General features: G+C 65.6%; 20 protein-coding genes. 11 read left to right on the top strand and 9 right to left on the bottom strand.

Going from position 1 to position 25,773, the window contains the following annotated elements; translation table 11 throughout:
• The first annotated feature begins 3 nt into the window (after positions 1 to 3).
• Positions 4 to 483 carry a chemotaxis protein CheW gene (locus D0T21_RS30640; RefSeq protein ID WP_116993770.1) on the top strand — a complete coding sequence of 160 codons (480 nt, stop codon included), beginning with the start codon at positions 4 to 6 and terminating at the stop codon, positions 481 to 483.
• 21 nt (positions 484 to 504) lie between these two features.
• Positions 505 to 2,256: a methyl-accepting chemotaxis protein gene (locus tag D0T21_RS30635; RefSeq protein WP_116993769.1), complete on the top strand. Its 1,752-nt coding sequence runs from the start codon at positions 505 to 507 to the stop codon at positions 2,254 to 2,256.
• A 6-nt stretch (positions 2,257 to 2,262) separates the two neighbouring features.
• Here the strand turns inward: D0T21_RS30635 and D0T21_RS30630 are convergent, their stop codons facing one another.
• A complete protein-coding gene (locus D0T21_RS30630; protein ID WP_116993768.1) occupies positions 2,263 to 3,282 on the bottom strand; it encodes a J domain-containing protein in 1,020 nt (339 codons plus the stop codon).
• A gap of 123 nt (positions 3,283 to 3,405) precedes the next feature.
• Positions 3,406 to 4,557 carry a class I SAM-dependent methyltransferase gene (locus D0T21_RS30625; protein ID WP_116993767.1) on the bottom strand — a complete coding sequence of 384 codons (1,152 nt, stop codon included), beginning with the start codon at positions 4,555 to 4,557 and terminating at the stop codon, positions 3,406 to 3,408.
• 57 nt (positions 4,558 to 4,614) lie between these two features.
• Between D0T21_RS30625 and D0T21_RS30620 the strand changes: the two genes are divergently transcribed.
• The 4 genes from D0T21_RS30620 to D0T21_RS30605 all read left to right on the top strand — a co-directional run bounded on the left by D0T21_RS30620 (position 4,615) and on the right by D0T21_RS30605 (position 7,170).
• The gene (locus D0T21_RS30620) at positions 4,615 to 5,412 is read left to right on the top strand and encodes an SDR family oxidoreductase (protein ID WP_116993766.1); all 798 of its coding nucleotides are present in this window, start codon (positions 4,615 to 4,617) and stop codon (positions 5,410 to 5,412) included.
• 24 nt (positions 5,413 to 5,436) lie between these two features.
• Positions 5,437 to 5,838 (top strand): dihydroneopterin aldolase, encoded by a 402-nt coding sequence (locus D0T21_RS30615; protein ID WP_116993765.1) that lies wholly within the window; start codon positions 5,437 to 5,439, stop codon positions 5,836 to 5,838.
• A complete protein-coding gene (gene ttcA / locus D0T21_RS30610) occupies positions 5,835 to 6,758 on the top strand; it encodes a tRNA 2-thiocytidine(32) synthetase TtcA (RefSeq protein WP_116993764.1) in 924 nt (307 codons plus the stop codon). Before D0T21_RS30615 ends, ttcA begins: the two co-directional genes overlap by 4 nt.
• 82 nt (positions 6,759 to 6,840) lie before the next feature.
• Positions 6,841 to 7,170, top strand: a complete 330-nt coding sequence (locus D0T21_RS30605; RefSeq protein ID WP_116993763.1) for a hypothetical protein — start codon at positions 6,841 to 6,843, stop codon at positions 7,168 to 7,170.
• Here D0T21_RS30605 and D0T21_RS30600 read toward each other — a convergent pair.
• From D0T21_RS30600 to D0T21_RS30590, 3 genes are all read right to left on the bottom strand, one after another.
• Complete coding sequence (locus D0T21_RS30600) at positions 7,167 to 8,936, bottom strand: M14 family metallopeptidase (protein ID WP_116993762.1); 1,770 nt, start codon at positions 8,934 to 8,936, stop codon at positions 7,167 to 7,169. The genes D0T21_RS30605 and D0T21_RS30600 overlap by 4 nt on opposite strands.
• 87 nt (positions 8,937 to 9,023) lie before the next feature.
• On the bottom strand, positions 9,024 to 10,574 hold the full coding sequence (locus D0T21_RS30595; protein WP_147328216.1) for a S41 family peptidase: 1,551 nt from the start codon (positions 10,572 to 10,574) through the stop codon (positions 9,024 to 9,026).
• 60 nt (positions 10,575 to 10,634) lie between these two features.
• Complete coding sequence (locus tag D0T21_RS30590; protein ID WP_116993760.1) at positions 10,635 to 11,546, bottom strand: LysR family transcriptional regulator; 912 nt, start codon at positions 11,544 to 11,546, stop codon at positions 10,635 to 10,637.
• A gap of 103 nt (positions 11,547 to 11,649) precedes the next feature.
• Here D0T21_RS30590 and D0T21_RS30585 point away from each other — a divergent pair, with 103 nt between their 5' ends.
• The gene (locus tag D0T21_RS30585) at positions 11,650 to 12,876 is read left to right on the top strand and encodes an MFS transporter (protein WP_116993759.1); all 1,227 of its coding nucleotides are present in this window, start codon (positions 11,650 to 11,652) and stop codon (positions 12,874 to 12,876) included.
• Here D0T21_RS30585 and D0T21_RS30580 read toward each other — a convergent pair.
• Entirely contained in the window at positions 12,873 to 13,691 is an 819-nt protein-coding gene (locus D0T21_RS30580) for a helix-turn-helix domain-containing protein (protein ID WP_116993758.1), read from the bottom strand. The two genes, D0T21_RS30585 and D0T21_RS30580, sit on opposite strands and share 4 nt — an antisense overlap.
• Positions 13,692 to 13,767: 76 nt before the next feature.
• On the opposite strand from D0T21_RS30580, the gene D0T21_RS30575 reads away from it, so the two are divergent.
• Entirely contained in the window at positions 13,768 to 14,028 is a 261-nt protein-coding gene (locus D0T21_RS30575) for a hypothetical protein (protein WP_116993757.1), read from the top strand.
• Here the strand turns inward: D0T21_RS30575 and D0T21_RS30570 are convergent.
• Positions 14,025 to 16,721, bottom strand: coding sequence for a TonB-dependent siderophore receptor (locus D0T21_RS30570; RefSeq protein WP_116993756.1), 2,697 nt, complete (start codon positions 16,719 to 16,721; stop codon positions 14,025 to 14,027). The two genes, D0T21_RS30575 and D0T21_RS30570, sit on opposite strands and share 4 nt — an antisense overlap.
• A gap of 153 nt (positions 16,722 to 16,874) precedes the next feature.
• Between D0T21_RS30570 and D0T21_RS30565 the strand changes: the two genes are divergently transcribed.
• Entirely contained in the window at positions 16,875 to 17,585 is a 711-nt protein-coding gene (locus D0T21_RS30565) for a 4Fe-4S dicluster domain-containing protein (protein ID WP_116993755.1), read from the top strand.
• A 2-nt stretch (positions 17,586 to 17,587) separates the two neighbouring features.
• Positions 17,588 to 20,221, top strand: a complete 2,634-nt coding sequence (locus D0T21_RS30560) for a molybdopterin-dependent oxidoreductase (protein WP_158568078.1) — start codon at positions 17,588 to 17,590, stop codon at positions 20,219 to 20,221.
• A 46-nt stretch (positions 20,222 to 20,267) separates the two neighbouring features.
• Here the strand turns inward: D0T21_RS30560 and D0T21_RS30555 are convergent, their stop codons facing one another.
• Both D0T21_RS30555 and hppD read right to left on the bottom strand, forming a co-directional pair.
• On the bottom strand, positions 20,268 to 23,831 hold the full coding sequence (locus D0T21_RS30555; protein WP_116993753.1) for an indolepyruvate ferredoxin oxidoreductase family protein: 3,564 nt from the start codon (positions 23,829 to 23,831) through the stop codon (positions 20,268 to 20,270).
• A gap of 170 nt (positions 23,832 to 24,001) precedes the next feature.
• Positions 24,002 to 25,114, bottom strand: coding sequence for a 4-hydroxyphenylpyruvate dioxygenase (gene hppD / locus D0T21_RS30550; protein ID WP_116993752.1), 1,113 nt, complete (start codon positions 25,112 to 25,114; stop codon positions 24,002 to 24,004).
• Between the two features lie 126 nt (positions 25,115 to 25,240).
• Between hppD and D0T21_RS30545 the strand changes: the two genes are divergently transcribed.
• A complete protein-coding gene (locus tag D0T21_RS30545) occupies positions 25,241 to 25,762 on the top strand; it encodes an Lrp/AsnC family transcriptional regulator (RefSeq protein ID WP_008444048.1) in 522 nt (173 codons plus the stop codon).
• The last annotated feature ends 11 nt before the right edge of the window (positions 25,763 to 25,773 follow it).

The raw sequence follows: 25,773 nt of genomic DNA, 5'->3' as shown, positions 1-25,773 counted from the left end.
ATCATGCAAGAAAACGCATCGGACATCGCCGGCAGGGAGTTCCTCGCCTTCACCCTGGGCGCCGAGGAATACGGCATCGACATCCTCAAGGTGCAGGAGATCCGCGGCTACGAAGTGGTCACCCGCATCGCCAACGCGCCGGAGTTCATCAAGGGCGTGATCAACCTGCGCGGCATCATCATCCCGGTGGTCGACATGCGCATCAAGTTCCAGCTGGGCGAGCCGGTGTACGACCAGTTCACCGTGGTCATCATCCTCAACATCGGCGGCCGCGTGGTCGGCATGGTGGTCGATTCGGTCTCGGACGTCACCACCCTCACGCCCGACCAGCTCAAGCCGGCGCCGGAGATGGGCACCGCCTTCAATTCCGACTACATCATCGGCCTGGGCACCATCGACGAGCGCATGCTGATCCTGGTCGATATCGACAAGCTGATGTCGAGCGCCGAGATGGGCCTGACCGACGTCGCCGCCGCCAACTGACCCTATCAATACGGAACCCCAATGAACCTGACCGACTATAAAATCAAGACCCGCCTGGGCGCCGGCTTCGGCCTGGTGCTGCTGCTGATGCTGATCATGATCGTCACCGCCATCGGCCGCTTCGGCGCGGTCGGCCAGAGCGCCAAGGGCATCGTCGAGCGCGACTGGCCGAGCGCCTCTGCCGCCGCCACCATCGACGCCGCCGCGCGCGAGGATGCGCGCCGCGTGCTGGCCCTGTTCGTCATCAGCGACAAGGTGCAGCGCGCCAAAAGCTACGAGCGGATTGACCAGGACAAAAAAACCATCGACGCCGCGCTGACCGCGCTGGACCAGCTGACCGAGACGCCCGACGAGAAGGCGCTGCTGGCCAAGATCCAGGCGGCGCGCGCCAGCTACAACACCTCGTTCCTGAAGGTGGCCGACCTGGTCGAGGCGGACGAGCGCGACAAGGCGGCCGAGCTGATGAACCGCGAAACCTTCCCCCTGCTCGACACTCTGGAAGAGCTGACCGGCGCCATGGTCAAGCAGCAGAAGAACGACATCGAGGACGGCGGCAAGGTCGCCACCGGCCACATCGACTTTTCGCGCACCATGATGATCGTGCTGGGCGTGGTGGCGCTGATCGTTTCGGGCGGGCTGGCGGCGTGGATCACGGCGTCGATCACCGGCCCGCTGGAGGAGGCGGTGGCGATCGCCAAATCGGTGGCGGCCGGCGACCTGAGCACCAACATCGACGTACGCGCCAGCGACGAAACCGGCGAGCTGCTGGCCGCGCTGCAGCACATGAACACCAGCCTGGCGCGCACCGTGCACGAGGTGCGGCGCAGCACCTCCACCATCAACCAGGCCTCGGGCGAAATCGCCACCGGCAATATGGACCTGTCGGGACGCACCGAATCGCAGGCCAGCTCGCTGGAGCAGACCGCCAGCACCATGGAGGAGCTGACCTCCACCGTCAAGCAGAACGCCGACAACGCCCGCCAGGCCAACCAGCTGGTGATCTCGGCGTCGTCGGTGGCCACGCGCGGTGGCCAGCTGGTGGCCCAGGTGGTCGACACCATGGGTTCGATCAAGGCCAGCTCCAGCAAGATCGTCGACATCATCGGCGTCATTGACGGCATCGCGTTCCAGACCAACATCCTGGCGCTGAACGCGGCGGTGGAAGCGGCGCGCGCCGGCGAACAGGGACGCGGCTTCGCAGTGGTGGCGTCGGAAGTACGCAGCCTGGCGCAGCGCTCGGCCACGGCCGCCAAGGAAATCAAGGTGCTGATCGACGACTCGGTGGAAAAGGTCGACGGCGGCAGCGCCGTGGTCGACGAAGCCGGCCAGACCATGGGCCTGATCGTCACCTCGGTGCAGCAGGTGGCCGACATCATGGCCGAGATCACCTCGGCCAGCCAGGAACAGAGCATGGGCATCGAGCAGGTCAACGAGGCGATTTCGCAGATGGACGAGATGACGCAGCAGAACGCCGCGCTGGTCGAACAGGCCGCCGCCGCCGCGCAAAGCATGCAGGACGAGGCGGCCACGCTGTCGGCCTCGGTCAGCGTGTTCAAGCTCGATGACAGCTATGCGGCGGCAACGCCGGCGGCTTCCCGTCCGGCCGTCGCCAGGGGGGCCGTCGCCAGGACACCCGCCCCGGTTGCCGCGCCGCGCCTGGCGCCCACCCAGGCCGCCGCCGCCAAGCCCGCAGCAAGTCCGGCCGCGAAGCCGGCAGCAAAGCCGGCCTCCAAGCCCAAGGCGGATATGAATTCGGAGTGGGAAGAGTTCTAGTGCGGATTAATTGCTGATCGGCGGCGCGGCCGGGGCCGTGCTGGCCGCCGCCGTGCGGCTGGCCGCCGCACAGCCGCTCTGGTTGGCGCCCACGTCCAGGTTCTGGTAGCGGATCTCGTACTTGCCGTTGGAGAGCTTGTCGACCACCAGCTTGTCGTGCGCCTGCACGTAGGCGTAGCGCACGTTCGAGCGGCGCTCGGTATCGTAGATCTTGATGAACACCGCCGAGGCGTTGCCCGCATTGTCGAGCATCAGCTGCATGTCGTCGCCGCGGTTACCGACCGGGAAGCCGGTCATGTAGCCGGACTGCGTCGGCCAGGGCTCGCCGTTGGGCGCCACCAGGGTCTGGGTCTCGCTGTCGCAATCGGCGGCCGTATTCGGCAGTACCACCTGCGACAACGCCTGCACCTTGATCGGCGCCGGCCGGCTGCTGTTCGCTTCCGGATAATAAGGCTGGGTGCTGGCCCATGCTTCGCGCATCTCGGCCTTGGGATCGCGCGCGACCACGCGGGCCTGCGCGCGCGCGCCGCCGTTGTCGGTCTTGCCGCCCCAGGCCGCCGCCAGCGCGGACGACAGCAACTGCGGTTCGGACACCATGGCCACGCCGCCCACCCAGCCCACCGCCAGGCTGGCCGCCAGCCCGCCCCACCACTTCCAGGCGGCGGGACGGCGAGGCCGCGGCGCGTCGTCGACCGACTCCGGGCTCCAAGCCCGGTCCGGGCCGTCGTGGCGATGCTTGTCGCCGCTCCGATGGCCGTGGCCGTCCTCGTGGCGGGTGCTCTCCAGCCATTCGATTTCCCACTCCTCGGCTGCGATCCATTCGTCGTGTTCCTTGCGGCGCTGGGCGTCGGACAAGGTGTCGTAGGCGCTGTTGAGGATGGCCATGATGCGCGCAGCCTTCTCATCACCCGGATTTTTGTCCGGGTGGTATTTTTGACTGAGCGCCTTGTAGGCGGCACGTATGACTTCCTGAGGCGCCATGCGCGACACTTTCAGGTTGTCATAGTGAGTGTGTATCTTTGCCATCGTTCCAATAATTGTCCGGCGAGCGCGCGTCATTCATCATAGCCGATCTGGCGCGCCGCGACTCAGCGGCTCAGCGATCAAGCAAGGTTTATCATTGCTGTTTTGATCACTGTGACATTTAATCTACAGGCGGTGGCTGCGGTCCTGGGCGGCAATGGCGTCCGGCAATACGACGTTCTTGCCGATCACCAGCACCTTGAACAATTCCCCCATCTCCGCCGGCGACAACAGCTTTTGCAAGGCCTTGGCCTGCGGCAGATAACGCACCGCGTCGGACGGATCGGTGCGCAGCAGCAAGTCGCCGGCGCCGGCGCCGATCAGGAAGCCGGCCTGGTTCAGGTAGGCCAGCACCTCGGCGCCCGCCTCCTGCGCCGCCAGCGCCATCGCCGTGAAATCGACGTGGGCGGTGATGTCCTGCAGGCCCGGATAGTAGAACGGGTCCGGGTGCGAATGGTGACGGTAGTGGCACATCAGCGTGCCGGTGGCGCGCTGGCCCAGGTAGTACTCGTGCGCCGGGAAGCCGTAGTCGAACAGGAAGGCGGCATTGGCGCGGCCGTTGCGCAGCATGCGCGCCAAGGTCGCCATGAAGCCGCAGGCCACGCCGTGCACCTCGGTCACGTAGCCGACCGGCAGGCTGTCGTGCTCCTGGATCTGCAGGTCGATCTGCGCCTGCAGTTCGGCGTTGGCCGGCGTTTCGAGATAATCGAAGCGGCCGTCGCGCACCGTCACCTGCAATTCCTGCCAGCCTTGCGGGTGCTTGGTGACCAGGTGGACCGGCATCGCGTCGAGCACCTCGTTGCCGACCACCACGCCGTCGAAGGCGTCGGGGAATTCATCGAGCCACTGCACGTTGGGGAAGTCGCGCAGCTTTTCCTGCTGGCGCGCGCGCAGTTCGCCGGACAGCTCGACGATGAAATAACGCTCGATCGCCACCCCGGCGACGGCCATCTCGGTCAGGATGTCGAAGGCCAGCTTGCCGGTGCCGGCGCCGAATTCGAGGATCTGCGGCGCGCTTTGGGCGATAATAGCGGCTGCGGCCTGCGCCACCGCCGCGCCGAACAGCGGCGTGAGTTCGGGCGCGGTTGTAAAATCGCCATCTTTGCCTAGTTTGGCGGAGCCGCCGCTGTAGTAGCCCAGATCGGGGGCGTACAGGGCCAGTTCCATATAGCGGGCGAAGGAGATGGCACCGTCGTTGCGCGCGATTTCGGCGGCGATCAGGTGCGACAGGGCGTGGGACGCGGCCAGCGCGTCACTGGAAGGTACAGGTAGGGACATAACCGGCATTGTAGCGAATCGGCGCGCCGGGCCGCCATTTTGACATTCAGACAGCACATGACGACAGCAGAACACAGATCAGCCGGCGCGCGCGCGCCCGTGGCGCTCGTAACCGGCGCCGGCCGCCGCATCGGCCGCGCCATCGCGCTCGGCCTGGCGCGCGCCGGCTGGGACGTGGCGGTGCACTACCGCGCGTCCGAAGCCGAGGCGCGCGAAGTGGTGGCCGCCATCGAGGCGCTGGGCCGGCGCGCCGTCGCCCTGCCCTGCGACCTGGCCGACGAAGCGGCCGTGCGCGCGCTGCTGCCGCAGGCGGTGGCCGCGCTGGGCGCGGTGCGCTGCGTGGTCAACAACGCTTCGCTGTTCGACTACGACAGCGCCGCCGACTTCACCGCCGGCCGCCTGGACGCCCACATGCGCGCCAACGTCGCCGCGCCGGTGATCCTGGCGCAGGCGCTGCACACGGCCCTGGCAGCCGATGGTGGCGATGCGCAAGGGGTCGTCATCAACCTGCTCGACCAAAAACTGTACAATCTCAATCCTGATTTTTTGTCGTACACCCTGTCCAAGGCGGCGCTGCATGCCGCCACCACGATGCTGGCGCAGCAGCTGGCGCCGGCGGTGCGGGTGGTCGGCATCGCGCCCGGCATCACCATGGTGTCCGGCGACCAGACCGAAGCCGGCTTCGCCCAAGCGCACCGGCAAACCCCGCTGGGCCGCTCCAGCACCCCGGAAGATATCGCCGACAGCGTGGTCTACGCTGCCACGGCGCGCGCGCTGACCGGCACCACGCTGCTGGTCGACGGCGGCCAGCACCTGATGCCGCTGCCGCGCGACGTGATGTTTTTGGCTAAATGAATACAATCGAAAAAAGGTAATCCTATGCTGTCCGCCCTGATCCACCCGCAACTGAACGACTGCCGCCGCCTGTTCCTGCGCAATTACGAAGTGCTGATCAACATCGGCGTCTATGAGTTCGAGAAAAAGGGCGAGCAGCGTTTGCTGATCAACGTCGACCTGTACATCCCGCTGGCCGTCTCGACCCCGGTCAAGGACCAGCTGGAAGAAGTGGTGGACTACGACTTCATGCGCGACTCCATCGCCAAGCTGATGGCGCGCGGCCACGTCCACCTGCAAGAGAGCCTGTGCGACGACATCGTCAGCGCCATGCTGGAACACCCGCGCGTGCGCGCGGCCCGCGTATCGACCATGAAGCCGGACGTCTATCCGGACTGCGAAGGCGTGGGCGTGGAAGTATTCAAGATCAAGAAGGAATCCGTATGAACGCAGTACTCGACAACGTAGCGGCATCTACCGGCAAATCCGCCGAGAAGATCGCGCTGGAAAACAACAAGCTGCACAAGCGCCTGTGCCGCCTGGTCGGCCAGGCCATCGGCGATTTCAACATGATCGAAGAAGGCGACAAGGTCATGGTCTGCCTGTCCGGCGGCAAGGACAGCTACGCGCTGCTGGACATCCTGATGACGCTGCGCGAACGCGCACCGATCGACTTCGAGATCATCGCCGTCAACCTGGACCAGAAGCAGCCCAACTTCCCCGACCACATCCTGCCGGCCTACCTGAAGGAACTTGGCATCCCGTTCCACATCGAGAACCAGGACACCTACAGCATCGTCAAGCGCCTGATCCCGGAAGGCAAGACCACCTGCTCGCTGTGCTCGCGCCTGCGCCGCGGCATCCTGTACCGCGTGGCCGATGAACTGGGCTGCAACAAGATCGCCCTGGGCCACCACCGCGACGACATCCTCGAGACCTTCTTCCTGAATATGTTCTTCGGCGGGAAAATCAAAGGCATGCCGGCCAAGCTGGTGTCGGACGATGGCAAGCACATGGTGATCCGCCCGATGGCGTACGTGAAGGAAGAAGACAGCGAGCGCTATGCCGCGGTCAAGGGCTTCCCCATCATCCCGTGCGACCTGTGCGGCTCGCAGGAAAACCTGCAGCGCAAGCAGATCAAGGGCCTGATGCGCGAATGGGAAAAGAAATTCCCCGGCCGCGTGGAGAGCATCTTCTCGTCGCTGTCGACGGTGGTGCCGTCGCACCTGATGGACCGCGACCTGTTCGGCTTCAAGGACATCAAGGCCGACGGCCAGGCCAATCCGCTGGGCGACATCGCCTTCGACGAAGAGCCGTGTTCGACGCCGACCACCGTGCCCGGCATCATCCCGCTGCAACAGGGCTGAACGGCCACCGGTCTTCTCCGCTCCCCCTGCTAGTGCAAATTACGCTATATTGCGCAAATAACCACTATCAGGGAAAACCACGATGAAAATCAACACCAAGGCGCTCGGCGACGCCAGCGCGGCGGCCTTCGCCGCGCACAAAAAACCCGCCGGCGGCGCCGACTTCAAGGCGGCGCTGGAAGCGGCGAAGCAGCCCACCGCCGCGCAGGAGCTGGACACCTACATGAAGAAATCGCCGGCCGGACGGATGATGGAAATGATCCTGAAAAGCCTGGGCGAGACGCCGCAGTCGCTGGCGGCCAAGTCGCCGCAGGAACAGGCGGCGATCATGGCCAAGGTGAACGCGATCCTGAAGCAGAAGATGGAAGAAGCCACCGCCAAGACCAACGGCGGTGGCACACCTGCGGTTTAGTACTTCAGCGCCGTGCGCATCACCGGATACAGGTTGTAGCGCTCATCCCACGATGCGTGGCGGCGCGCGAAGAACTCCAGCCGCTTGGCCTGGCTCTTGTTGAACTCCGCGTCGCTGTCGAGCTTTTTCTGGAACTCCGCGCGCAGCGCCGGATCGGCTTCCAGCTGGCCGCGCGCCACGTCCTCCGCCACATACTCCTCCATGTACTCCTTGCGCTCGAAGGCGTTGTTGAATTCACCCCAGGCCAGCAGCGAATCGGCGCCGCGCGGCTCCAGCATCGTCATCACCAGGCGCGCCTTCGGCTGCGCGATCGGCACGAACAGCGCGCCCTTCGCCACGGCGCGGCGCTCGCGCCCCCAGTCGCCTTCCACCGCCAGCGATTGATGGCCCTCGAACGACTGCGCGCCGAATTTGGTCTTGGTCGCGCGGAAGGTCTCCACTTCGGCCGACATCAGGTCCGACGCCACCACCTTGAAGGCGATGCCGTGCTGTTTCAGCTTGGCGCCGATGCGGGCCGCATCGGCCAGCGGCACCAGGTAGCCGCCCTTGGGCGCGGCGATCTTCAGGTCCGGCACCACTTCGTCGCGCAGCGGCAGGGTCCACATCTGCGGCTTGGTCTCGTCGTAATGCGTCATCAGGCCGCCCGACACTTCCGAATAGCTGCGCGTGTACTCGTAGCCGGGGAACTCGATGGTCTTGGCGTTGAAGGTGGTGCGGTAGCTGATCGGGAAATCGGCGCCGGCCATGGCGGTGGCGCGCACGTCGGCGTCCTGCGTCAGCTTCTGCCATTCCTTGCCGTGCGCGGCGACCTGCGACAGCAGCGAAACGATGGTGTTGCGGGTGATGCGCACGCGGGTCGGGTAGTCCTTCCACGAATGGGTTTCGACCAGCATGGCGAAGCGGTTACGCATCGGGAAGTAGCCGGTCGAGAAGCGCGCCGTCGACATGCTGTCGACGAAGCCGGAGCTCGGGTCGTCGTCGGCCGCGAACGAAATGTAGTACGGCTTCGGATCGGAGCCCTGCGCCTTCAGGTCGGCCATCACCGCCGTCTGCAGCGCCAGGCCGGCCCGCTTCAGCTCCTCGTCGCCGCCGTGCACCGGCTCGACCTGGATCGAGACGTCGGGCTGGAACTTGGCGCCGTCGGTGACGTGCAGGTCGATATAGGCCAGCGGATCCCAGGCGTTCACCAGCGCCAGCATGGCCTGCATTTCCGGCGCGTCGGCTTTGACGTAGTCGCGGTTCAGGTTGTAGTTCTGCGCCGTGGTGCGCCAGCCCATTTCCACCGGGCCGCGCTGGTTCGGACGGTTCCATTTGCCGAAGCGCTCATGGCCGTCGACGTTGAACACCGGGACGAACAACAGCACCTGCTTGTCCAGCGCGCCCGGCGCGGCCTGGTTCTCCAGCGCCTCGCGCAGCGCCAGGAAGCCGGCGTCCTTGCCGTCGATTTCGCCGGCGTGGATGCCGCCCTGCACCAGCAGCACCGGCACGCCGCGCTTCTTCGCCTGCTCGGCGGTCAGCGCGCCGGTGCGCGAGACGGCCAGCGCTAGCATCGGACGGCCTTCCGGCGTGCGGCCGAATTCAAAGCAGCGCAGCTGTTTCGGATAGGTCTTCTGGAAGCGCCCGCACAGGTCGACGACCTCGTCGTAGCGGCCGGTGTTCTGGAAGCCGGAGCGTTCCGAAATCGTCGTCAACGACGGGGAAGCGGTGGCGGCGCCGGCCAGCGGAGCGGCGGCGGCAAGGGCGAGCAGTAGTGCGGGACGTATCATCAGCGAGGCTCCAGAAAGCGCCGATGCGCTGGCAGGCATCGGTCGTGTCGAAAATTATAGTCGGCTTTGCTCAGCGGCGCACCACGCCTATCTGTCGGCCGGTACGATGGCGATTTCCTTCAGCGGCAAGCGTGTCATCACCTCCGGCCGCGCAGGCGCAGGCGCGCGCGCGGTGCTGCCGCCCTGCCGCAGCGCGGTGGCCGCCGCCGGCGTGGCGCAGGCCTGGCCGGCCTGCAGGCGCAACGCCTGCGCCAGCATGGCTTCGGCCGGATCGCCCAGCGCGTGCCCCAGATCGTCGGCGGCCTTGCAGGTCGGCACGAAGCCCTCCTCGAAGTCGGACTGCCCTTTCTGGTTGGCGCCCTGGTACTGCACGATGAAGTAGGTCGTGCCGCAGTTCGGCAGCGGAACGAAGGCGTATGGCTTGCCGCAGGTCTGGCCGCCGACCAGCGTGACGTCGATATCGATGCCGCGCAGGCCGTTGATCAGCGCCTCGCTGGCCGAACAGGTGCCGGGACTGGTCAGGATGGTGACGCGCTTGAGGTCCAGGTGCGGCAGCGGCGTGCCGAAGGGCAGCGGCTGGGCGACATACGAATCCTGCGACCTGGCGATGAACGGCGTGGGCCGCCCCGGATTCAGGCGCCCGTTGGTGGTGTACTTCATGAAGGTCAGGCCGTTGGTGGCGGCCGGCCCGGCGATCATGTAGGCCAGCTCGCTGGCGGTGGTCAACTGGCCGCCGCCGTTGTAGCGCATGTCCAGCACCAGGTCGCCCACGCCCGCCGTCTTGAGCGTGCTGACGGCGTCGTACAGCTGCTTCTCCGCCGGCGCGGTGTGGCTGTTGAAGGTCAGGTAGCCGACCTTGCCGGACGGCGTATCGATGACGCGCGTATTCTGCACCGCCGCCACCGACACCTCGCCCGCCGCCAGCGTGACGTCGAAGGAGCCGCCGTCGCGCCACAGCGTCAGCGTATGGCGCTCGCCCACCTTGGCGGGATACAGCGCCGCGTTGAACGCCGCCACCACCGACGTTTCATAGCGGTTGATGAAGTCGACGCCGTCGACCATGATCAGCACATCGCCACGACGCACGCCGGCCGCCGCGGCAGCCGATCCCGCATCGACGATGGCCACGCCCCAGGTACGCGGCACCTTGTTGGCGCCCGCGGCCCAGGTCACGCCATATCCCAGTTCCACGCCCTTGGAGAGCGCCTCCCAGGTTTCGTTGGGATAGCTGAAGTGGAAGCGGTCTTTCGGGCGGCCGGAAGCGGTCAGCAGCGGCGTCTTCAGGGCGTCGAAATACGCGACCGTGGTCGGGTATTCGGTGGCGTTCAGCGCCGGCACTTCCTTGTTCCACAAGTAGACTTCGTCGGTGACGGCGCGCACGAAGCCCTTCTCGTCGGCCTGCGTGCCCTGCTCGTTCTGCAGGTGGCCGGGGTGCATGACCTCGCAGCGGTTCCACAACACGGCCGAGGTGCCCGGCTTGGCGTCCGCATACACCGGCGGCGGCGTGGGCGTTGGTGTTGGTGTTGGGGTGGGGTCCGGCGGCGGCACCGGCGTTGGCATAGGGGCGCTGTCGCCGCCGCAAGCGGTCAACAGCGCCAGCACGGCGGAGCAGGAAGCGAGTGTCTTGGTCAGTTTCATCGCCGCAGATTATAGTCGGCAAAGCCGCTGCCGTTACCGGGGTTACAGATTGCTTACAAATTAATTCTGCAGGTCCGGATTGTCCTTGAACAGCTGCCCGATCCACTCGGCGAAGGCGCGCACGCGCGGCGACGCCATGCGGCCTTGCGGATAGACCAGCGACATCGGCATCGGCGCCGGCAGCGTGTCGGCCAGCACCTCGACCAGCGCGCCGCTGGCCAGGTGCGGACGCACCTGGTAGCGCGCGGCCTGGATCAGGCCCATGTCCTGCAAGGCGCAGGCGATGTAGGCGTCCGGATCGGTGACGGCGATCGCGGCGACCGGTTCGGCCACGAACACGCGGCCGCCGACCAGATAGTCCCATTCGAAGGGGCGGCCGGTGCGGCCGGAAAAATGCATCACACCGCGGTGCTGGCCCAGGTCCTGCGGCGTGCGCGGCACGCCGTGGCGCGCTAGGTAGGCCGGCGTCGCGCAGGTGAGGAACTGCATGTCGCCGAGACGCCGGCCGATCATCGCCGAATCCGGCAACACGCCCACGCGCAGCGCGCAATCGATGCCCTCCTGCGTCAGGTCGGCCATGCGTTCGGCCAGGCTGACCACCAGCTCGATGTCCGGATAGTCGCGGCAAAAGCCGCCGATATGCGGTATCACCAGGCGGCGGCCGACGGCGCCCGGCAGCTCGATGCGCAGCTTACCCTTGGGCCGGATGGCGTGCTGGCCACGAAAGCCACTTTCCGCATCCTCCACCGCCTGCAGGATCTCCAGGCACTTCTGGAAGTAGTCGGCGCCGTCGGGCGTGAGCGACAGGCGGCGCGTGGTCCGCTGCAGCAGCTGCACGCCGAGGAAGGCTTCCAGGTTTTTCAGCGTCGCCGTCAGCGCGGCGCGCGGCAGGTCCAGCGTTTCGGCGGCCTTGGTGAAGCTGTTGGCCTCGACGATCCGCACAAAGGTCTGCATGGCCTTCAGTCTGTCCATGATTGTTCACATAATATGAAAAGTATAGGTGCATTATGCCCTGATTATCTTTGCCCGGCTTTTGTCTAGACTCTGCCCATCCCCACTTACCCATGGAGTCAGCATGAGCAATCCAACACAAGACGACATCAGCCCCGGCATGGTGCTGCTGCTGGCCGCCGCGACCGGCCTGATCGTCGCCAACCTGTACTACGCGCAAACCCTGGTCGGCCCGATCAGCGCCGCCACCGGGCTGTCGCCGCAGGCGGCCGGCCTGATCGTCACGCTGACGCAGATCGGCTACACCCTCGGCCTGCTGTTCGTGGTGCCGCTGGGCGACCTGCTGGAGAACCGCCGCCTGATCGTCACCGGCCTGCTGTTCACCGCCGCCATGCTGGTGCTGGCCGCGCTCAGCACCAGCGCCTGGATGTTCCTGACGGCCGCGCTGGGCATCGGCCTGGGCTCGGTGGCGGCGCAGATCATCGTGCCGTTCGCCGCGCACCTGTCGAAAGAGGAGACGCGCGGCCACACGGTCGGCAAGGTGGTCAGCGGCCTGCTGCTGGGGATCATGCTGGCCCGTCCCGCCGCCAGCCTGATCGCCGACGCCAGCAACTGGCACGTGGTGTTCGGCGGCGCCGCCTTGGTGGTGCTGGCGGTGGCGCTGGTGCTGCGCGCCAAACTGCCACTGCGCGCGCCGGCCGCGAAGATCGCCTATCCGGCGCTGATGGCGTCCCTGTGGCACCTGTTCCTGCGCACGCCGCTGCTACGCCGCCGCGCCGCCTATCACGCAGGCCTGTTCGGCTCCTTCAGCCTGTTCTGGACCGTCACCCCGCTGATGCTGGCCGGCCCGCAGTTTCACCTGTCGCAGACCGGCATCGCGGTGTTCGCGCTGGTCGGCATGGCGGGCGCCGTGGCCTCGCCGATCGCCGGCCGCCTGGCCGACGCCGGCCACACGCTGATGGCGACCGCCGCCGCACTGGCGCTGGGCGTGGCCGGTTTTGCACTGCCGATGCTGGCGCCGCAGGTTCCCGAACTGCGCAACGTGGCGCTGGCGCTCCTGGTGATTGCGTCGATCGTGCTGGACATGGGCGTGGCGGCCAACCTGGTGCTGGGTCAGCGCGCCATCTTCACACTGGGCGCGGAAGTGCGCAGCCGCCTGAATGGCGTGTACTTCGCGCTGTTCTTCGCCGGCGGCGCGCTCGGTTCGGCGCTGGGCGGCTGGATGTACGCCACCCACGGCTGGCACGCGGCGCTGTTGACCGGCATGGCCTTCCCCGGCCTGGCGCTGCTGTACTGGCTGACCGAGTATGCCGGCCACGCCTCGGCGCTCAAGGCCGAGGTTAAGGCTTAAGGCAGTGCCAATGCCGCCGCGTGGGCGGCGGCGAATCCGCCGGGCGCCACTCCCATCGCGCGGCGGAACATGGCGATGAAGGCGCTCAGGCTGTCGTAGCCCAGTTCCAGCGCGACGCCGGTGACGGCCTGGCCGGCGGCCAGCAGTTCCACCGCCCGCATCAGGCGCGCGCGCTGGCGCCAATCGGTGAAGGACAGGCCGGTCTCCGATACGAAGCGCCGGGTCAGCGTGCGCGGCGCAATCGCGGCCCACTCAGCCCAATCGTTCAGCGAGCGCGCATCGGCGGGATCGGCGGCCAGCGCCTGCGCGATCTTCAGCAAGCGGCGGTCGGTGGGCATGGTCAGCACCAAACGCTCGCGCGGCGCGGCGGACAATTCATCGAGAATCACGGCCAAGATGCGCTGCTGCGCCGCTGTCGGTTCGGCAGCTGGCTGCGTCCATGCGCCGGCGCGCAGCACCGCTTCCCTCAGCAGGCCGGAGACCTGGAACACCTGCGGCTGCGCGGACAGCGCCGCGCAGCCGTCCGGCGCAAGGTAGACACTCCACGCGCTCACCGGTCCATGCGCATCGAGGCCGTGCCGATGGTGCGGCGGTATCCAGATCGCATACCCGGGCGGCACCACCAGCCGCTCGCGCTCCGTGGCTATCGTCAGCAGGCCGCTCAAGGCGCCGATGGCCTGGCCGCGCGCGTGGCTGTGCGGCGCCGTCGACCGCATGCCGGCGGACGACAGTGCGGCGAACAGCAGCGGGCCGTCGTCACCATCAGCGCGGGCGGGATCGATCAAGGGGGAGGATTTGGCTTGCATGCGACACATTATGGCATCGCCGCACAAGTCAGGCCACAAGCGCGCTGGCAAGATGGAGTCCTCATCAACCACAGGAGATTGCATCATGCGAGCACAGGACATACTGCCGGACCACGTCAACACCGGAGAATTCAACGGCGTCACCGTCAGGAAGGGCACCGTCGGCGCCTTCCTGGCCAATGCCCGCACCTTGCAGGCGGAGGGCAGCACGGAACAGGCCCGCGACGAAGCGCGGGCCGACATCGTCGACGCGGTGCCGGCGATGGCGGCACTGGGCATCTTCGAGGTATTCGAGATCAGCGATCCGGCGCTGCGCGAGCTGGTCGCGCAACACCGGCCGGCTTAGGAACCGAAGTGGTAATTCAGCTCGACCCAGCCCTGGCGGCCGGTCGGGCTGTAGTTACCCACCGGGTAGTACGGCCAGCCACCGCTGTTGTCGGGCTTGACCTTGTTGAACAGGTTGTTGACCGCCACCGACACCGTGGTGCGCTGGTTCAGGCGATACACGACGCTGGCGTTGGCCAAGGTGGTCGGCGACAGGAAGGCCGTGCCGCCCGCGTTGGGCACCTTGCCGTAGCGCTGCAGGAACAGTGTGTTCGACCAATCGCCCTGGTTCCACGTCAGGCTGGCATTGAGCTTGTCGCGCCAGTCGGAGTTGCCCAGGTCTTCGCGGTCGTCCCTCAGGTCGTCGCCGGAGAACTGGCGCGATTTGGCGCTCAGCGTCTTCGAATAATTGACCTTCGAAATCCACACGCCATAAGCCTGGGTGCGCAACACATGCTTGGCGCTGACGTCGATCCCGCTGACGCTGGTCGATGCGGCGTTGATCGGGTTGACATGGATTTCCTTGATCTCGCCCGGCTTGTTCAACGCCGTCAGCGGATTGCGGACGATACGGTCGATGGCGTCGGCGCAGGTCGGCGAGGTCAGGTCGCCGGTGATGCGGCAATTCGATTCGTCACGCAGCAGCTTGTCGGCGCTCAGGTTGGTGACCAGGTCGTCGATCTTGATGTTCCAGTAATCCAGCGACACATCGAAGTTGGTGCTCGGCGACCACACCGCGCCCAGGCCCGAGGAACGGCCTTTTTCCGAGCGCAGGTCCTTGCTGCCGGCCTGCACGTAGTTCGCGCCCGGCGAGACGTTGGCGAACTCGCAGGTGTCGATCGGCTGGCCGGCCTTGGCGCAGCGGTAGTAGTCGGTGGTCGACGAGTAGTAGCCGGTGCCGCGCGCCTTGTAGATGTAGTTCATGTCCGGCGCGCGGAAGCTGGTGGCATGGTTCGCGCGCAGCAGCAGTTGCGCGGCCGGGCGCCATTCCAGGCCGGCGTTGTAGGCCAGCTTGCCGTCGCTGCGGCCGGCGAAGCTGTAGCGGTCATAGCGGGTGGCCACGGTGGCATCGAGCTTCTCCAGCAGCGGCACATTCGCCTCCACGCCCAGTGCATAGCGCTTGCGGGTGCCGGCCGTCACGTCGGACGGCGTCACCGTATTGAAGTAGCCCTGGTTGATGCGCGGGTCCGGCGTATTCGAGAAGCCCTGCTTGCCCAGCTCCGCCACCGTCGCCAGCTTGACCGGACCGGCCGGCAAGTTGAACGCTTCGCCGTTGGCGCTGACGCTGACGGTGTTGGTCCACGATTTGTCGTTGCTTACCGCAGTGCCGGTGATGCTGTCGAATTCCGCCGGCGTCAGGCGCGTGGTCAGGCGCGCCGGATCGGGCGCGTAGATCGGCACGCCGTCCCCGTCCACGCCCAGTTTGGGGCCGAGGAAGAAGCTGTCGATGTTGGCCAGCGCGCGCGGCGTGTGGCTCTCGCTCTTGTACAGCGAGGCCGTGTAGCCGGCCTCGTACTGCCAGCTGGTGCCCGGGATCGTGCCCTTGGCGCCGAACGACAGCGACGCGGCCTGGTCGTCCCAGCTGCGGTTGTAGCGCTGCACGCCGCCGATTTCCTCCGGCGAGATGTAGCGGTTCCAGGCCTCGTTGGCCTTGGTGTTCTGGTTCCAGAAATAGGTGTCGGCGGTCGCCACCGAAGTCCACGACGGGCCGCGCGTGTTGTTGGCGCTGCGGTTCTGGCCATACAGCGCCTCGGCGAACAAGGTGGTGGATGGCGAGAGCTCGTAGTTGGCGCTGCCGAACAGGTTCTGGCTGCTGTTTTTGGTCTGCGTGGTCCAGTAGGTCGGCGCCACTTTCGGGCTGGCGCAGTAGCTGCCCGCCTTGCCCGTGTACTTGACGGTGCTGCCGCCGAACAGATCGCCGAACTTGGCGCAGGTGTCGCCAGGATCGATGTACTTGCCGGTGTCGACGTTCTTGCGCCACAGCAGAGGAGTCGGCGCCACGCCCACCTTGGCGCTCATGAATTCGCGCTCGCGGCTCCACAGCGGATCGCGCTCCAGGAACTCCGCGCTGAACAGCGCATTGAGCTTGCCGTAGCTATCGCCGCCGGTCAGCTGCAGGCGCTGGTCGCCGCCGCCGCCGCGCGTGGTGCCGCCGGCCTTGAGATTGACGTCCAGGCCCGTGGCCTTTTTCTTCAGGATGATGTTGACCACGCCCGCGATCGCGTCCGAGCCGTAGACGGCCGAAGCGCCGCCGCTGAGGATCTCGATGTGGTCCACCACGCTCGATGGAATATTGGCCAGGTTGGTGAAGTTGACCGTGCCTTCGTAGGCGATCGGGAAATCGGCCAGGCGGCGGCCGTTGAGCAGCACCAGCGTGTGATTGGGTCCGAGGCCGCGCAGGCTGATGGTGTTGGCCGACGGCGTGAAGGTGTTGCCGAAGTCGGCGCCTTGGGTGAAACCGCTGTTCTGCGTCAGGTTGCTGAGCGCGTCGAAGACGTTCTTGTAGCCTTGCTTGGTGATGTCCTCGCCGGTGATGACGGTGACGGCGGACGGCCCTTCCAGGCTGGCGCGCGGAATGCGCGAGCCGGTGACGACGACGGCAGGCGGCGCAGCGGTGACCGCGCCCGCCTCCTGCGCCAGCGCAGGGTCGGCAGCGCCGCACAGCAGCGCGATAGCGCCCGCCGCCAGCGGCTTCAATTCAAATTTTGTTTTCATTGAGGTGATCCGGGGTGAGAAAGGGATGCCACCTTATCAAGCCGGGGATCAAACCAGAACGAATGAATTCGCGATTGCATATGCATTATTTTGTGGTCTAATCAGCAGACGCGCCGGGCGGGCAAGGCGTTTTTATCTACCGGGGAGAGTCTCATGACCACATCCACCAGCGCCGGACCCAAATGGGGCATGGCTATCGACCTGGAACGCTGCATCGGCTGCCATGCCTGTTCGGTGGCCTGCAAGGTCGAGAATTCCGTCTCGCTCGGCCACTTCCGCACCAAGGTGTACTACTACGATTTCGCCGCGATCAACCCGTACAACCAGCAGCCGACGACCAGGCGCGCCTTCCTGCCGACGCTGTGCATGCAATGCGAGGACGCGCCCTGCCTGGACGCCTGTCCGAACGACGCGATCGTGCGCGGCAGCGATGGCATCATCCATATCGACGATGCCGCCTGCGACCGCAGCCGCGACTGCATCAAGGCCTGCCCCTACGGCGCCATCCACATCGACCCGGTGGCGGAAGTGGCCGACAAATGCGACTTCTGTTCGCACCGGCTGGCGGCCGACATGGCGCCGGCCTGCGTGGAGGTATGTCCGGCCGACGTGTTCGCGTTCGGTGACCTGAACGATCCGGCCAGCCCGGTCAGCCGCTTCCATGAAAAGCACCGCCAGCAGGTGGCGCCGCTCAAGCCGGAGGAAAAAACCAAGCCGCTGGTGCAGTACCGTGGCCTGGGCGGCGTGGTGCCGCGCGCGATGGCGCACAAGGTACCCAAGGGCCGCAGCCATGATCCGTTCTCCTACGAGATCGACACCTGGGACCAGCTGAAATCGGAGTTCTCGAAACCGAAGGGAGCATGACCATGGACCGTCGGGGATTCATCAAGAGCGGCATCGGCTCGATGGCCGGACTGGGTCTGGGCGAGACCATCCTGCTGACGCCCAACGCCGCGCAGGCGCTGAACTACCGGCCGCTGGCCGATGGCGGGCAGCGCAAGGTCAAGAACGATTACCGCAACGCCAAACGCATCACCAGCGTGTGCCTGAACTGCTCGACCGTGTGCGGCATCGAAGCCTTCGTCCAGGACGGCAAGGTGATCAAGATACGCGGCAATCCGCTCGATCCCAACATGGGCAGCTACATGACCTGCGCCAAGGGCCAGTCCGGGCCGACCATCAACGATTACCCGGAGCGGCTGCTGTATCCGCTCAAACGGGTCGGCGCGCGCGGCGCGGGCCTGTGGCAGCGCATCAGCTGGGACGAGGCTTACGCCGAAGTGGCGCAGCGCATCCAGGCCAGCATCGACAGCGGCCATCCGGAGCGGGTCGCGCTGCACCAGGGCCGCTCCCGCATCGACGCCGAGATCAACCGCTTCCTGAGCGCGATCGGCACGCCGGTGCAGTTGAACCACCGCGCGCTGTGCTCCTCCAACAAGCGCGCCGCCAATTACGTTTCGCTCGGCGAAACCGACTGGGAATCGATCGACGCCGAACGCTGCAAGTACTTCCTCAACTTCGGCGCCAATTTCTACGAGGCGCACCAGGGTGGCCTGCACCTGGTGAGCCGCGTGGTCAAGGCGCGCTTCGACAACGGCGCCAAGCTGGTGACGTTCGACGTGCGTCTGTCCAACACGGCCGGCCGCAGCGACGAATGGCACCAGCCGTTTCCCGGCACCGACGGCGCGGTCGCACTGGCGATGGCGCATGTGATTGTCCGCGAAAACGAGATCGATCGCGACTTCATCGACAAGTTCGTCCAGCCCGGCCTTGAGACGATACGCGGCTGGCTGGCCCCGTGCACGCCGGCGTGGGCCGCCAAGCTGTCCGGCATCGCCGCGCAGGACATCGAGCGACTGGCGCTGGAGTTCGCGCGCAAGCGGCCCACAGTCGCGGCCTTCACCAACCGCGGCGCCGGCGCCCACTACAACGGGTTCAATGCCGAGCGCGCGGTGATCATGCTCAACGCGCTGGTGGGCTCGATCGCGCGGCCGGGCGGCTACTGCTACGGACTGGAAGAGAAGCTGTCGATCAGCCGTTATCCGCAGCCGCAGCCCCAGCCGCCCACGCCCAAGATCCGCACCGACCTGGAAGACCCGCCGGACTGGCCGCTGGCCAACCGCTGGCAGAAGATGAAAGTCGGCCAGATCGTCTACGACTATCTGCGCCAGGGCCGCGCCAGGCTGGACGTCTACCTGAGCTACACAATCACCTCGCCGATGACGTGGCCGGAGGGCCGCAGCACGACGGTCGAGGTGCTGATGGACGAGAAACTGATTCCCTTCCACGCCTGCTCGGACATCGTCTACTCGGAGATGGCCCATTATGCGGACCTGATCCTGCCCGATGCGACCTACCTCGAACGCTGGGGCCTGGACATCCGCAACAACCTGGAACTGACGCACTTCGTCACACTGCGCCAGCCATTGACGCCGCCGCCGGGCGAAGCGCGCAGCTTCGCCGACGTGCTGTTCGACATCGGCCGCCGCCTCGGACCGGAGCAGGCGAAGTACTTCCAGTTCGGCAGCCACGAGGACTTCGTGCGCATCCAGTGCTCGAAGCTGCCGGCCACGGGGCCGGACGGCAAGCAGTTCAAGGACGGCTTCGAATACATGAAGCACTACGGGGTCTACGTCGACACCTCCCAGCCGAAACCGTACGAGGTGTTCCAGAAGCCGCTGAGCGGCAAGCAGCTGGACGGCAGCCGGGTGGATGCCGCCACCGGCGTGGTCTACCGGCCCAACGACAAGGGCAAGGACAGCGCGATCGGCCTGATGGCGGGCGGCGCGGCGGTACGCGGTTTCGCCACGCCGTCGCGCAAGTTCGAAATCCACGCGCCGGAGGTGACGCTGGTGGCCAAGACGCGCGGTTTCGACGACGACGGCATGCCCACCTTCGTGCAGATCCCGTCGCACCGCAAGCTGCCGGCGGACCGCTTCATCCTCAGCACCTTCAAGTGGAATGTCCACACGCAGGGCCGTACCGCGTCGCAAAAATATCTGGTGGAGATCGTGCACGACAACCCGATGTGGATCAACGTTGCGACGGCAAAAAAACTCGGCCTGAAAAGCGGCGACATGGTCGAGCTGACCACCTACCGGCCGCAATCCGGCCCGGCCGACCAGCCGGCGCTGCAGGCTTATCGCGGCAATGGAGAGAAAATAGGCTCGGCGCGAATGCGGGTGTTCGTCACGCGCGGCATCCATCCGCGCGTGGTGGCGGTGTCGAACTCGCTGGGATGGATCAGCGGCGGCCGGGCCGCCGAAGGCCGCAACGGACGCCGGGTCGAGGTGGCGGCGCAAGGGATAGGCCCGGAGGCGGCAAAGGCCTTCGGACCGGCGCCGGCGCTGGATGACCTGAACGCCGGAGTATGGTGGGACAAGAAGAACGGCGGGCGAGGCAACGGTGTCAACATCAATGCGCTGCTGCCGATTAATCCTCAGCCGCTGGTCGGCATGCAGGCGTGGTTCGATACGGTCTGCTCGCTGCGCAAGGTGTGAATCTGGCGGACAGGCGAAAAAAAACGGCCCCGCGAGGGGCCGTTTTTTATGCAGCGTTGGTATGGCTGTCAACCGGCTTGCCGAAGGAAGCCAGCAACGCCGCCTCCTTCTGCTTGGCCGCCTTGAAGTGACGCTCCTTCACGTGGCCGTAGCCGCGGATGTCTTCAGGGATGCTGGCGATGGCCACGGCCTGCGACAGGTTCTCGGCCGTCAGCTTCGGCAGCAGCGAGGTCACGGTGTCGCGGTACTCGCCGATCAGCGCGCGTTCCATCTTGCGCTCCGCCGTGTAGCCGAAGATGTCCAGCTTCGAACCACGCAGGCCTTTGAACTTGGCCAGCACGCCGAACGCCTTCATCATCCACGGACCGAATTCCTGCTTGATCAGGTGGCCTTCGGCATCGTGCTTGGCCAGCAGCGGCGGCGCCAGGTGGAACTTGAGCTTGATGTCGCCCTCGAACATGCCGGCGATCTTCTGCTGGAATGCACCGTCGGTGTACAGGCGCGCGACTTCATACTCGTCCTTGTACGCCATCAGCTTGTAGTAGTAGCGCGCCACGGCTTCGCTCAGGCGGGTGCTCTTGCCCAGCTTGGCCTCTTCCGCGCGGACCTGGTCGACAAACGATTTATACTGTTTAGCATAATCCGCGTCCTGGTAAGCCGTCAGCAGCTCGACGCGGCGGGCGACGATGTCGTCCAGCGTCTGGATGCGTTTGAACTCGATCACCTTGGCCGGCGTGGTCAGCTTGGTCACGGACGCCAGGTCGTGCGCGGCGGTGCGGCCCCAGTTGAAGGCCGATTTGTTGAAGCCCACCGACACGCCATTGAGCTCGATCGCCTTGATCAGCGATGCTTCGCTCAGCGGCACATGGCCCTTCTGGAACGCGTAACCCAGCATGAACATATTGGTGGCGATCGAATCGCCCATCAACGCGGTGGCGATCTGGCCGGCGTCGACGAAGTCCACCAGCTCATTGCCGCAGGCCTTGACGATTTCGCCGCGCGAGGAAGCATCCGGGAACTGCCAGTCCGGGTTCTTCACAAACGCCGCCGTCGACGAGCCGGTCGAGTTGATCATCGCGTGCGTGCGGCCTTCGCCCATGCGCGACAGGGCGTCGCGCGAGGCGGTGACGATCAGGTCACAACCCACCACCAGGTCGGCGCTGCCGGTGCCGACGCGGGTCGAGTGCAGGTCGGACTGCTTGTCCGCCAGGCGCACATGCGACATCACCGGGCCGCCCTTCTGGGCCAGTCCGCTCATGTCCAGCACGATGGCGCCCTTGCCTTCGACGTGCGCAGCAACGGCCAGGATCTGGCCGACCGTCACCACGCCGGTGCCGCCGATGCCGGTGATCAGGATGCCGTACGGCGTTTCCGTCGACGGCAGCACAGGCGTAGGCAACACGGCTTGCGGTCCCTCACCAACAGCAGCCTTCTTCGGCTTCTTCAGCGCGCCGCCTTCCACCGTCACAAAGCTTGGGCAGAAACCGGTGGTGCAGGAGAAGTCCTTGTTGCAGGACGACTGGTTGATCTGGCGCTTGCGGCCCAGGTCCGTCTCCAGCGGCTCCACCGACAGGCAGTTGGACTGCACGGAGCAGTCGCCGCAGCCTTCGCACACGGCTTCGTTGATGACGGCGCGCTTGGCCGGATCCGGGTACTCGTTACGCTTCCGGCGGCGACGCTTCTCGGAGGCGCAGGTCTGGTCGTAGATCATGGCCGAGACGCCCGGCTTGTCACGCAGTTCGCGCTGCACGTCCATCAATTCGCTGCGATGACGCACGGTGACGCCTTCCGCCCATTTGTAATCGGCCGGGTATTTTTCCGGTTCGTCGGTGACGACGATGATCGGCGTGACGCCTTCTGCGGCGATCTGGCGCGAGATCATGCCCGGATCGAGCGGACCGTCGAACTGCTGGCCGCCGGTCATGGCGACGGCGTCGTTGAACAGGATCTTGTAGGTGATGTTGACCTTGGCGGCCACCGCCGCGCGGATCGCCAGGATCCCGGAGTGGAAGTAGGTGCCGTCACCCAGGTTGGTAAAGACGTGCTTCTCGTTGGTGAACGGCGCCTGGCCTACCCAGGTCACGCCCTCCGCGCCCATGTGGGTGAAGGTCGAGGTTTCGCGGTCCATCCACAACACCATGTAGTGGCAGCCGATGCCGGCCAGCGCGCGCGAGCCTTCCGGCACCTTGGTCGACGAATTGTGCGGGCAACCGGAGCAGAAGAACGGCGTACGGTCGGTCTGCGGATTCGGTTTGACCGACAGCGTTTTCAGCGCCAGTTCCTTCGCTTCCAGGAAGGCCACGCGCTCCTGCACGCGCTGCGCGACCGGATGGCCGGCGCAGTAGTGGGCGATGCGCGAGGCGATGGCGCGCGCGATCTGCGCCGGGTTCAGCTCATAAGTGGCCGGCAGCAGCCAGTCGCCGTGGCCGGTCTTGCCCTTGTTGCTCCACTCGCCGGTGTCGTCGAACTTGCCGACCACGCGCGGACGCTCGCCGTCCGGCAGGTTGTACAGCTCTTCCTTCAGCGCGTATTCGAGGATCTGGCGCTTCTCTTCGACCACCAGGATCTCGTCCAGGCCCTTGGCGAATTCGTGCACGCCGTCCGCTTCCAGCGGCCAGGTCATGCCGATCTTGTACAGGCGGATGCCGATGTCGGCGGCGGCCTGCTCGTCGATGCCCAGGTCGGCCAGCGCCTGGCGCGTGTCCAGGTAGGATTTACCGGCGGTGATGATGCCGATCTTCGGCTTCGGCGAATCCCAGATGATCTGGTTCAGTTTATTGGCGCGGCAGTAGGCCAGTGCGGCGTACCACTTGTAGCTGTTCATCCGCACTTCCATATCGAGCACGGTGTCCGGCCAGCGGATATTCAGGCCGCCGGCTGGCAGCTCGAAGTCGGTCGGCAGTTCAATCTTGACGCGGTCCGGGTCGAAGTCCACCACGGCGCCGGATTCGATGATGTCGGTGACGCACTTCATCGATACCCACAGGCCGGTGTAGCGGCTCATGGCCCAGGCGTGCAGGCCGTAGTCGATGTATTCCTGCACCGACGACGGATACAGCACCGGGATGCCGCAGGCGTTGAGGATGTGGTCCGACTGGTGGGCGGTGGACGAGGACTTGGCCGCATGATCGTCGCCGGCCAGCACCAGCACGCCGCCGTTCTTGGCGGAGCCGGCGTTGTTGGCGTGCTTGAAGACGTCGCCGCAGCGGTCCACGCCGGGGCCTTTGCCGTACCACATGGAGAAGACGCCGTCGTACTTGGCGTCCTGGAAAAGATTGGTTTGCTGCGTGCCCCAGACCGCGGTGGCGGCCAGGTCTTCGTTCATCCCGGGATGGAACTTGACGTGGTGCGCGTCCAGGTACTTCTTGGCCTTCATCGCCGTCATGTCGACGCTGGTGACCGGGGAACCGCGATAGCCGGTGATGTAGCCGGCGGTGTTCAGCCCTGCCTTCAGGTCCCGTTCGCGCTGCATCATCGGTAGACGGATCAGGGCCTGGGTGCCGGTCATGAAGGCCCGGCCGCGTTCCAGCGTCCACTTGTCGTCGAGTGAAATTTCGTTGTCCGAGTGCGTGCCCGGCTCCAGTTGCGAGCCCTTGTGAGGTGCGTTCATTGTGTCTCCATTATTCTTTAAGCCATGCGCTACAGGGCCTGGTTGGCCCATTAGCGCGCGATCCGCCGGCCCTTGTGGAGACGGCGGAACGGAAAAATGTGGTTTCGTATAGGGTACCACAGGCCTGTGTCCCGTTCTGTGCGGGACTGCCGGCTTTCCACCCTTGTTTCTTATGCGGCGCTTGGATCTTTCAGCACGCCGCGCTTGATCTGATCCAGCTCGATCGACTCGAACAGCGCGCGGAAATTACCCTCGCCGAAGCCCTGGTCGCCCTTGCGCTGGATGATCTCGAAGAAGATCGGACCGATGACGTTCTGGCTGAAGATCTGCAGCAGCAGTTCGCGTTCGGTGTCGTTGCTATGGCCGTCGATCAGGATGCGCAGGCGGCGCAGGTCTTCCAGGCGCTCGCCGTGGTTCGGCAGGCGGCGGTTGACCAGTTCATAGTAGGTCTCGATCGTGTCCTGGAAGGCGATGCCGGTTTTCTTCATGCCTTCGACGGACGAGTAGATGTCGTCGGTGCCCAGCGCGATGTGCTGGATGCCTTCGCCGTGGTACTCGTCGAGGTATTCTGCGATCTGCGACTTGTCGTCCGACGATTCATTGATCGGGATGCGCACTTTGCCGCATGGCGACGTCATGGCTTTCGACTTCAGGCCGGTCAGCTTGCCTTCGATGTCGAAGTAGCGCACTTCGCGGAAGTTGAACATCTTCTCGTAGAAGTCCGCCCATTCCTTCATGCGGCCGCGGTGGACGTTGTTGGTCAGGTGGTCGATATAGGTCAGGCCATGGCCGACCGGATTGGCGACCGCGCCAGGGATGGCGACGAAGTCGACGTCGTAGATGCTGATGTCGCCGATCGAGCCTTGCTCGCCGCCGTTCTTGCCGCGCCAGCGGTCGACCAGGTAGATCAGCGAATCGCCCACGCCCTTGATGGCGGGGATGTTCAGCTCCATCGGGCCGTTCTTGTTGTCGAAGCCCCAGGCGCCCTGCTCCAGCGCGCGCTTGTAGGCGAACGCGGAATCCTGCACGCGGATCGCGATGGCGCACACGGACGGGCCGTGGTGGCGGGCGAAGCGCTGGGCGAAGGAGTCCTGCTCGGCGTTGATCAGGAAGTTGATGTCGCCCTGGCGATACAGGGTCACATCCTTATGGCGGTGACGGGCGATAGCGGTAAAACCCATGCTCTCGAACAGCGCGCCCAGGGCTTTTGGATCGGGTGCGGCGTATTCGACAAACTCAAAACCATCGGTCCCCATCGGGTTGTCCCAAGGCGTAAATTTCATGCGAGTCTCCTTCTTTGAATAGCGCACAGTATAGACCCGCTGCCCCAGCATTAAATTGCAAACAATTCCCACGGATCGCGGTTCTGCGCAATAATATTGCCTGAACCATGAATTTTTGAGGTATTTATGACCAAAATTGCGCTGGACAAAACCGACCGTAAAATTTTGTCAATTTTGCAGGCCGACGGCCGGTTGTCGAACCAGGACGTGGCGGAGCTGGTGGCCTTGTCGCCGTCGCCCTGCCTGCGCCGCATCAAGCGGCTGGAAGAGGCGGGCGTGATCCGTCAATACGTGGCGCTGCTGGACCCGGACAAGATCGGCCTGGGGCTGCTGGCCTACGTCAACGTGCGGCTGGAGAAGCACAGCGAGGCGGCGGCGCACAGCAACGCCCGCGCGCTGGGCGCGCCGAACGCGCCGGTGTCGCCGCGCGCGGATTTCGCGGTGTCGGTGGAGCAGTGGCCGGAAGTGGTGGCCTGCTACGCGATGACGGGCGAGATGGACTACCTGCTGCGGGTCCATGTGGAAGACATGGACCACTTCTCGCGCTTCATGATGGCGACGCTGCTGCGCCACCCGGCGGTGCTGGACGTGAAATCCTCGTTCGCCCTGCAACGCATCAAGGACACCACCGCGCTGCCGCTGGTATAACACCGAGCGGC

The organism is Duganella sp. BJB476, from assembly GCF_003416895.1.
Taxonomy (GTDB): Bacteria; Pseudomonadota; Gammaproteobacteria; order Burkholderiales; family Burkholderiaceae_D; genus Rugamonas.
Note: the sequence above shows the minus strand (reverse complement) of the source record. Positions and strands in the feature narration are given on the sequence as shown.

What these genes read in the sequence shown, in the direction of transcription:
- D0T21_RS30590 (WP_116993760.1), bottom strand. Translation starts at nt 11,546, where the DNA reads ATGGACAGACTGAAGGCCATGCAGACCTTTGTGCGGATCGTCGAGGCC.
- D0T21_RS30580 (WP_116993758.1), bottom strand. Translation starts at nt 13,691, where the DNA reads ATGTGTCGCATGCAAGCCAAATCCTCCCCCTTGATCGATCCCGCCCGC.
- D0T21_RS30570 (WP_116993756.1), bottom strand. Translation starts at nt 16,721, where the DNA reads ATGAAAACAAAATTTGAATTGAAGCCGCTGGCGGCGGGCGCTATCGCG.
- D0T21_RS30575 (WP_116993757.1), top strand. Translation starts at nt 13,768, where the DNA reads ATGCGAGCACAGGACATACTGCCGGACCACGTCAACACCGGAGAATTC.
- D0T21_RS30600 (WP_116993762.1), bottom strand. Translation starts at nt 8,936, where the DNA reads ATGATACGTCCCGCACTACTGCTCGCCCTTGCCGCCGCCGCTCCGCTG.
- ttcA (WP_116993764.1), top strand. Translation starts at nt 5,835, where the DNA reads ATGAACGCAGTACTCGACAACGTAGCGGCATCTACCGGCAAATCCGCC.
- D0T21_RS30615 (WP_116993765.1), top strand. Translation starts at nt 5,437, where the DNA reads ATGCTGTCCGCCCTGATCCACCCGCAACTGAACGACTGCCGCCGCCTG.
- D0T21_RS30630 (WP_116993768.1), bottom strand. Translation starts at nt 3,282, where the DNA reads ATGGCAAAGATACACACTCACTATGACAACCTGAAAGTGTCGCGCATG.
- hppD (WP_116993752.1), bottom strand. Translation starts at nt 25,114, where the DNA reads ATGAAATTTACGCCTTGGGACAACCCGATGGGGACCGATGGTTTTGAG.
- D0T21_RS30595 (WP_147328216.1), bottom strand. Translation starts at nt 10,574, where the DNA reads ATGAAACTGACCAAGACACTCGCTTCCTGCTCCGCCGTGCTGGCGCTG.
- D0T21_RS30560 (WP_158568078.1), top strand. Translation starts at nt 17,588, where the DNA reads ATGGACCGTCGGGGATTCATCAAGAGCGGCATCGGCTCGATGGCCGGA.
- D0T21_RS30585 (WP_116993759.1), top strand. Translation starts at nt 11,650, where the DNA reads ATGAGCAATCCAACACAAGACGACATCAGCCCCGGCATGGTGCTGCTG.
- D0T21_RS30625 (WP_116993767.1), bottom strand. Translation starts at nt 4,557, where the DNA reads ATGTCCCTACCTGTACCTTCCAGTGACGCGCTGGCCGCGTCCCACGCC.
- D0T21_RS30545 (WP_008444048.1), top strand. Translation starts at nt 25,241, where the DNA reads ATGACCAAAATTGCGCTGGACAAAACCGACCGTAAAATTTTGTCAATT.
- D0T21_RS30635 (WP_116993769.1), top strand. Translation starts at nt 505, where the DNA reads ATGAACCTGACCGACTATAAAATCAAGACCCGCCTGGGCGCCGGCTTC.
- D0T21_RS30555 (WP_116993753.1), bottom strand. Translation starts at nt 23,831, where the DNA reads ATGAACGCACCTCACAAGGGCTCGCAACTGGAGCCGGGCACGCACTCG.
- D0T21_RS30605 (WP_116993763.1), top strand. Translation starts at nt 6,841, where the DNA reads ATGAAAATCAACACCAAGGCGCTCGGCGACGCCAGCGCGGCGGCCTTC.
- D0T21_RS30565 (WP_116993755.1), top strand. Translation starts at nt 16,875, where the DNA reads ATGACCACATCCACCAGCGCCGGACCCAAATGGGGCATGGCTATCGAC.
- D0T21_RS30640 (WP_116993770.1), top strand. Translation starts at nt 4, where the DNA reads ATGCAAGAAAACGCATCGGACATCGCCGGCAGGGAGTTCCTCGCCTTC.
- D0T21_RS30620 (WP_116993766.1), top strand. Translation starts at nt 4,615, where the DNA reads ATGACGACAGCAGAACACAGATCAGCCGGCGCGCGCGCGCCCGTGGCG.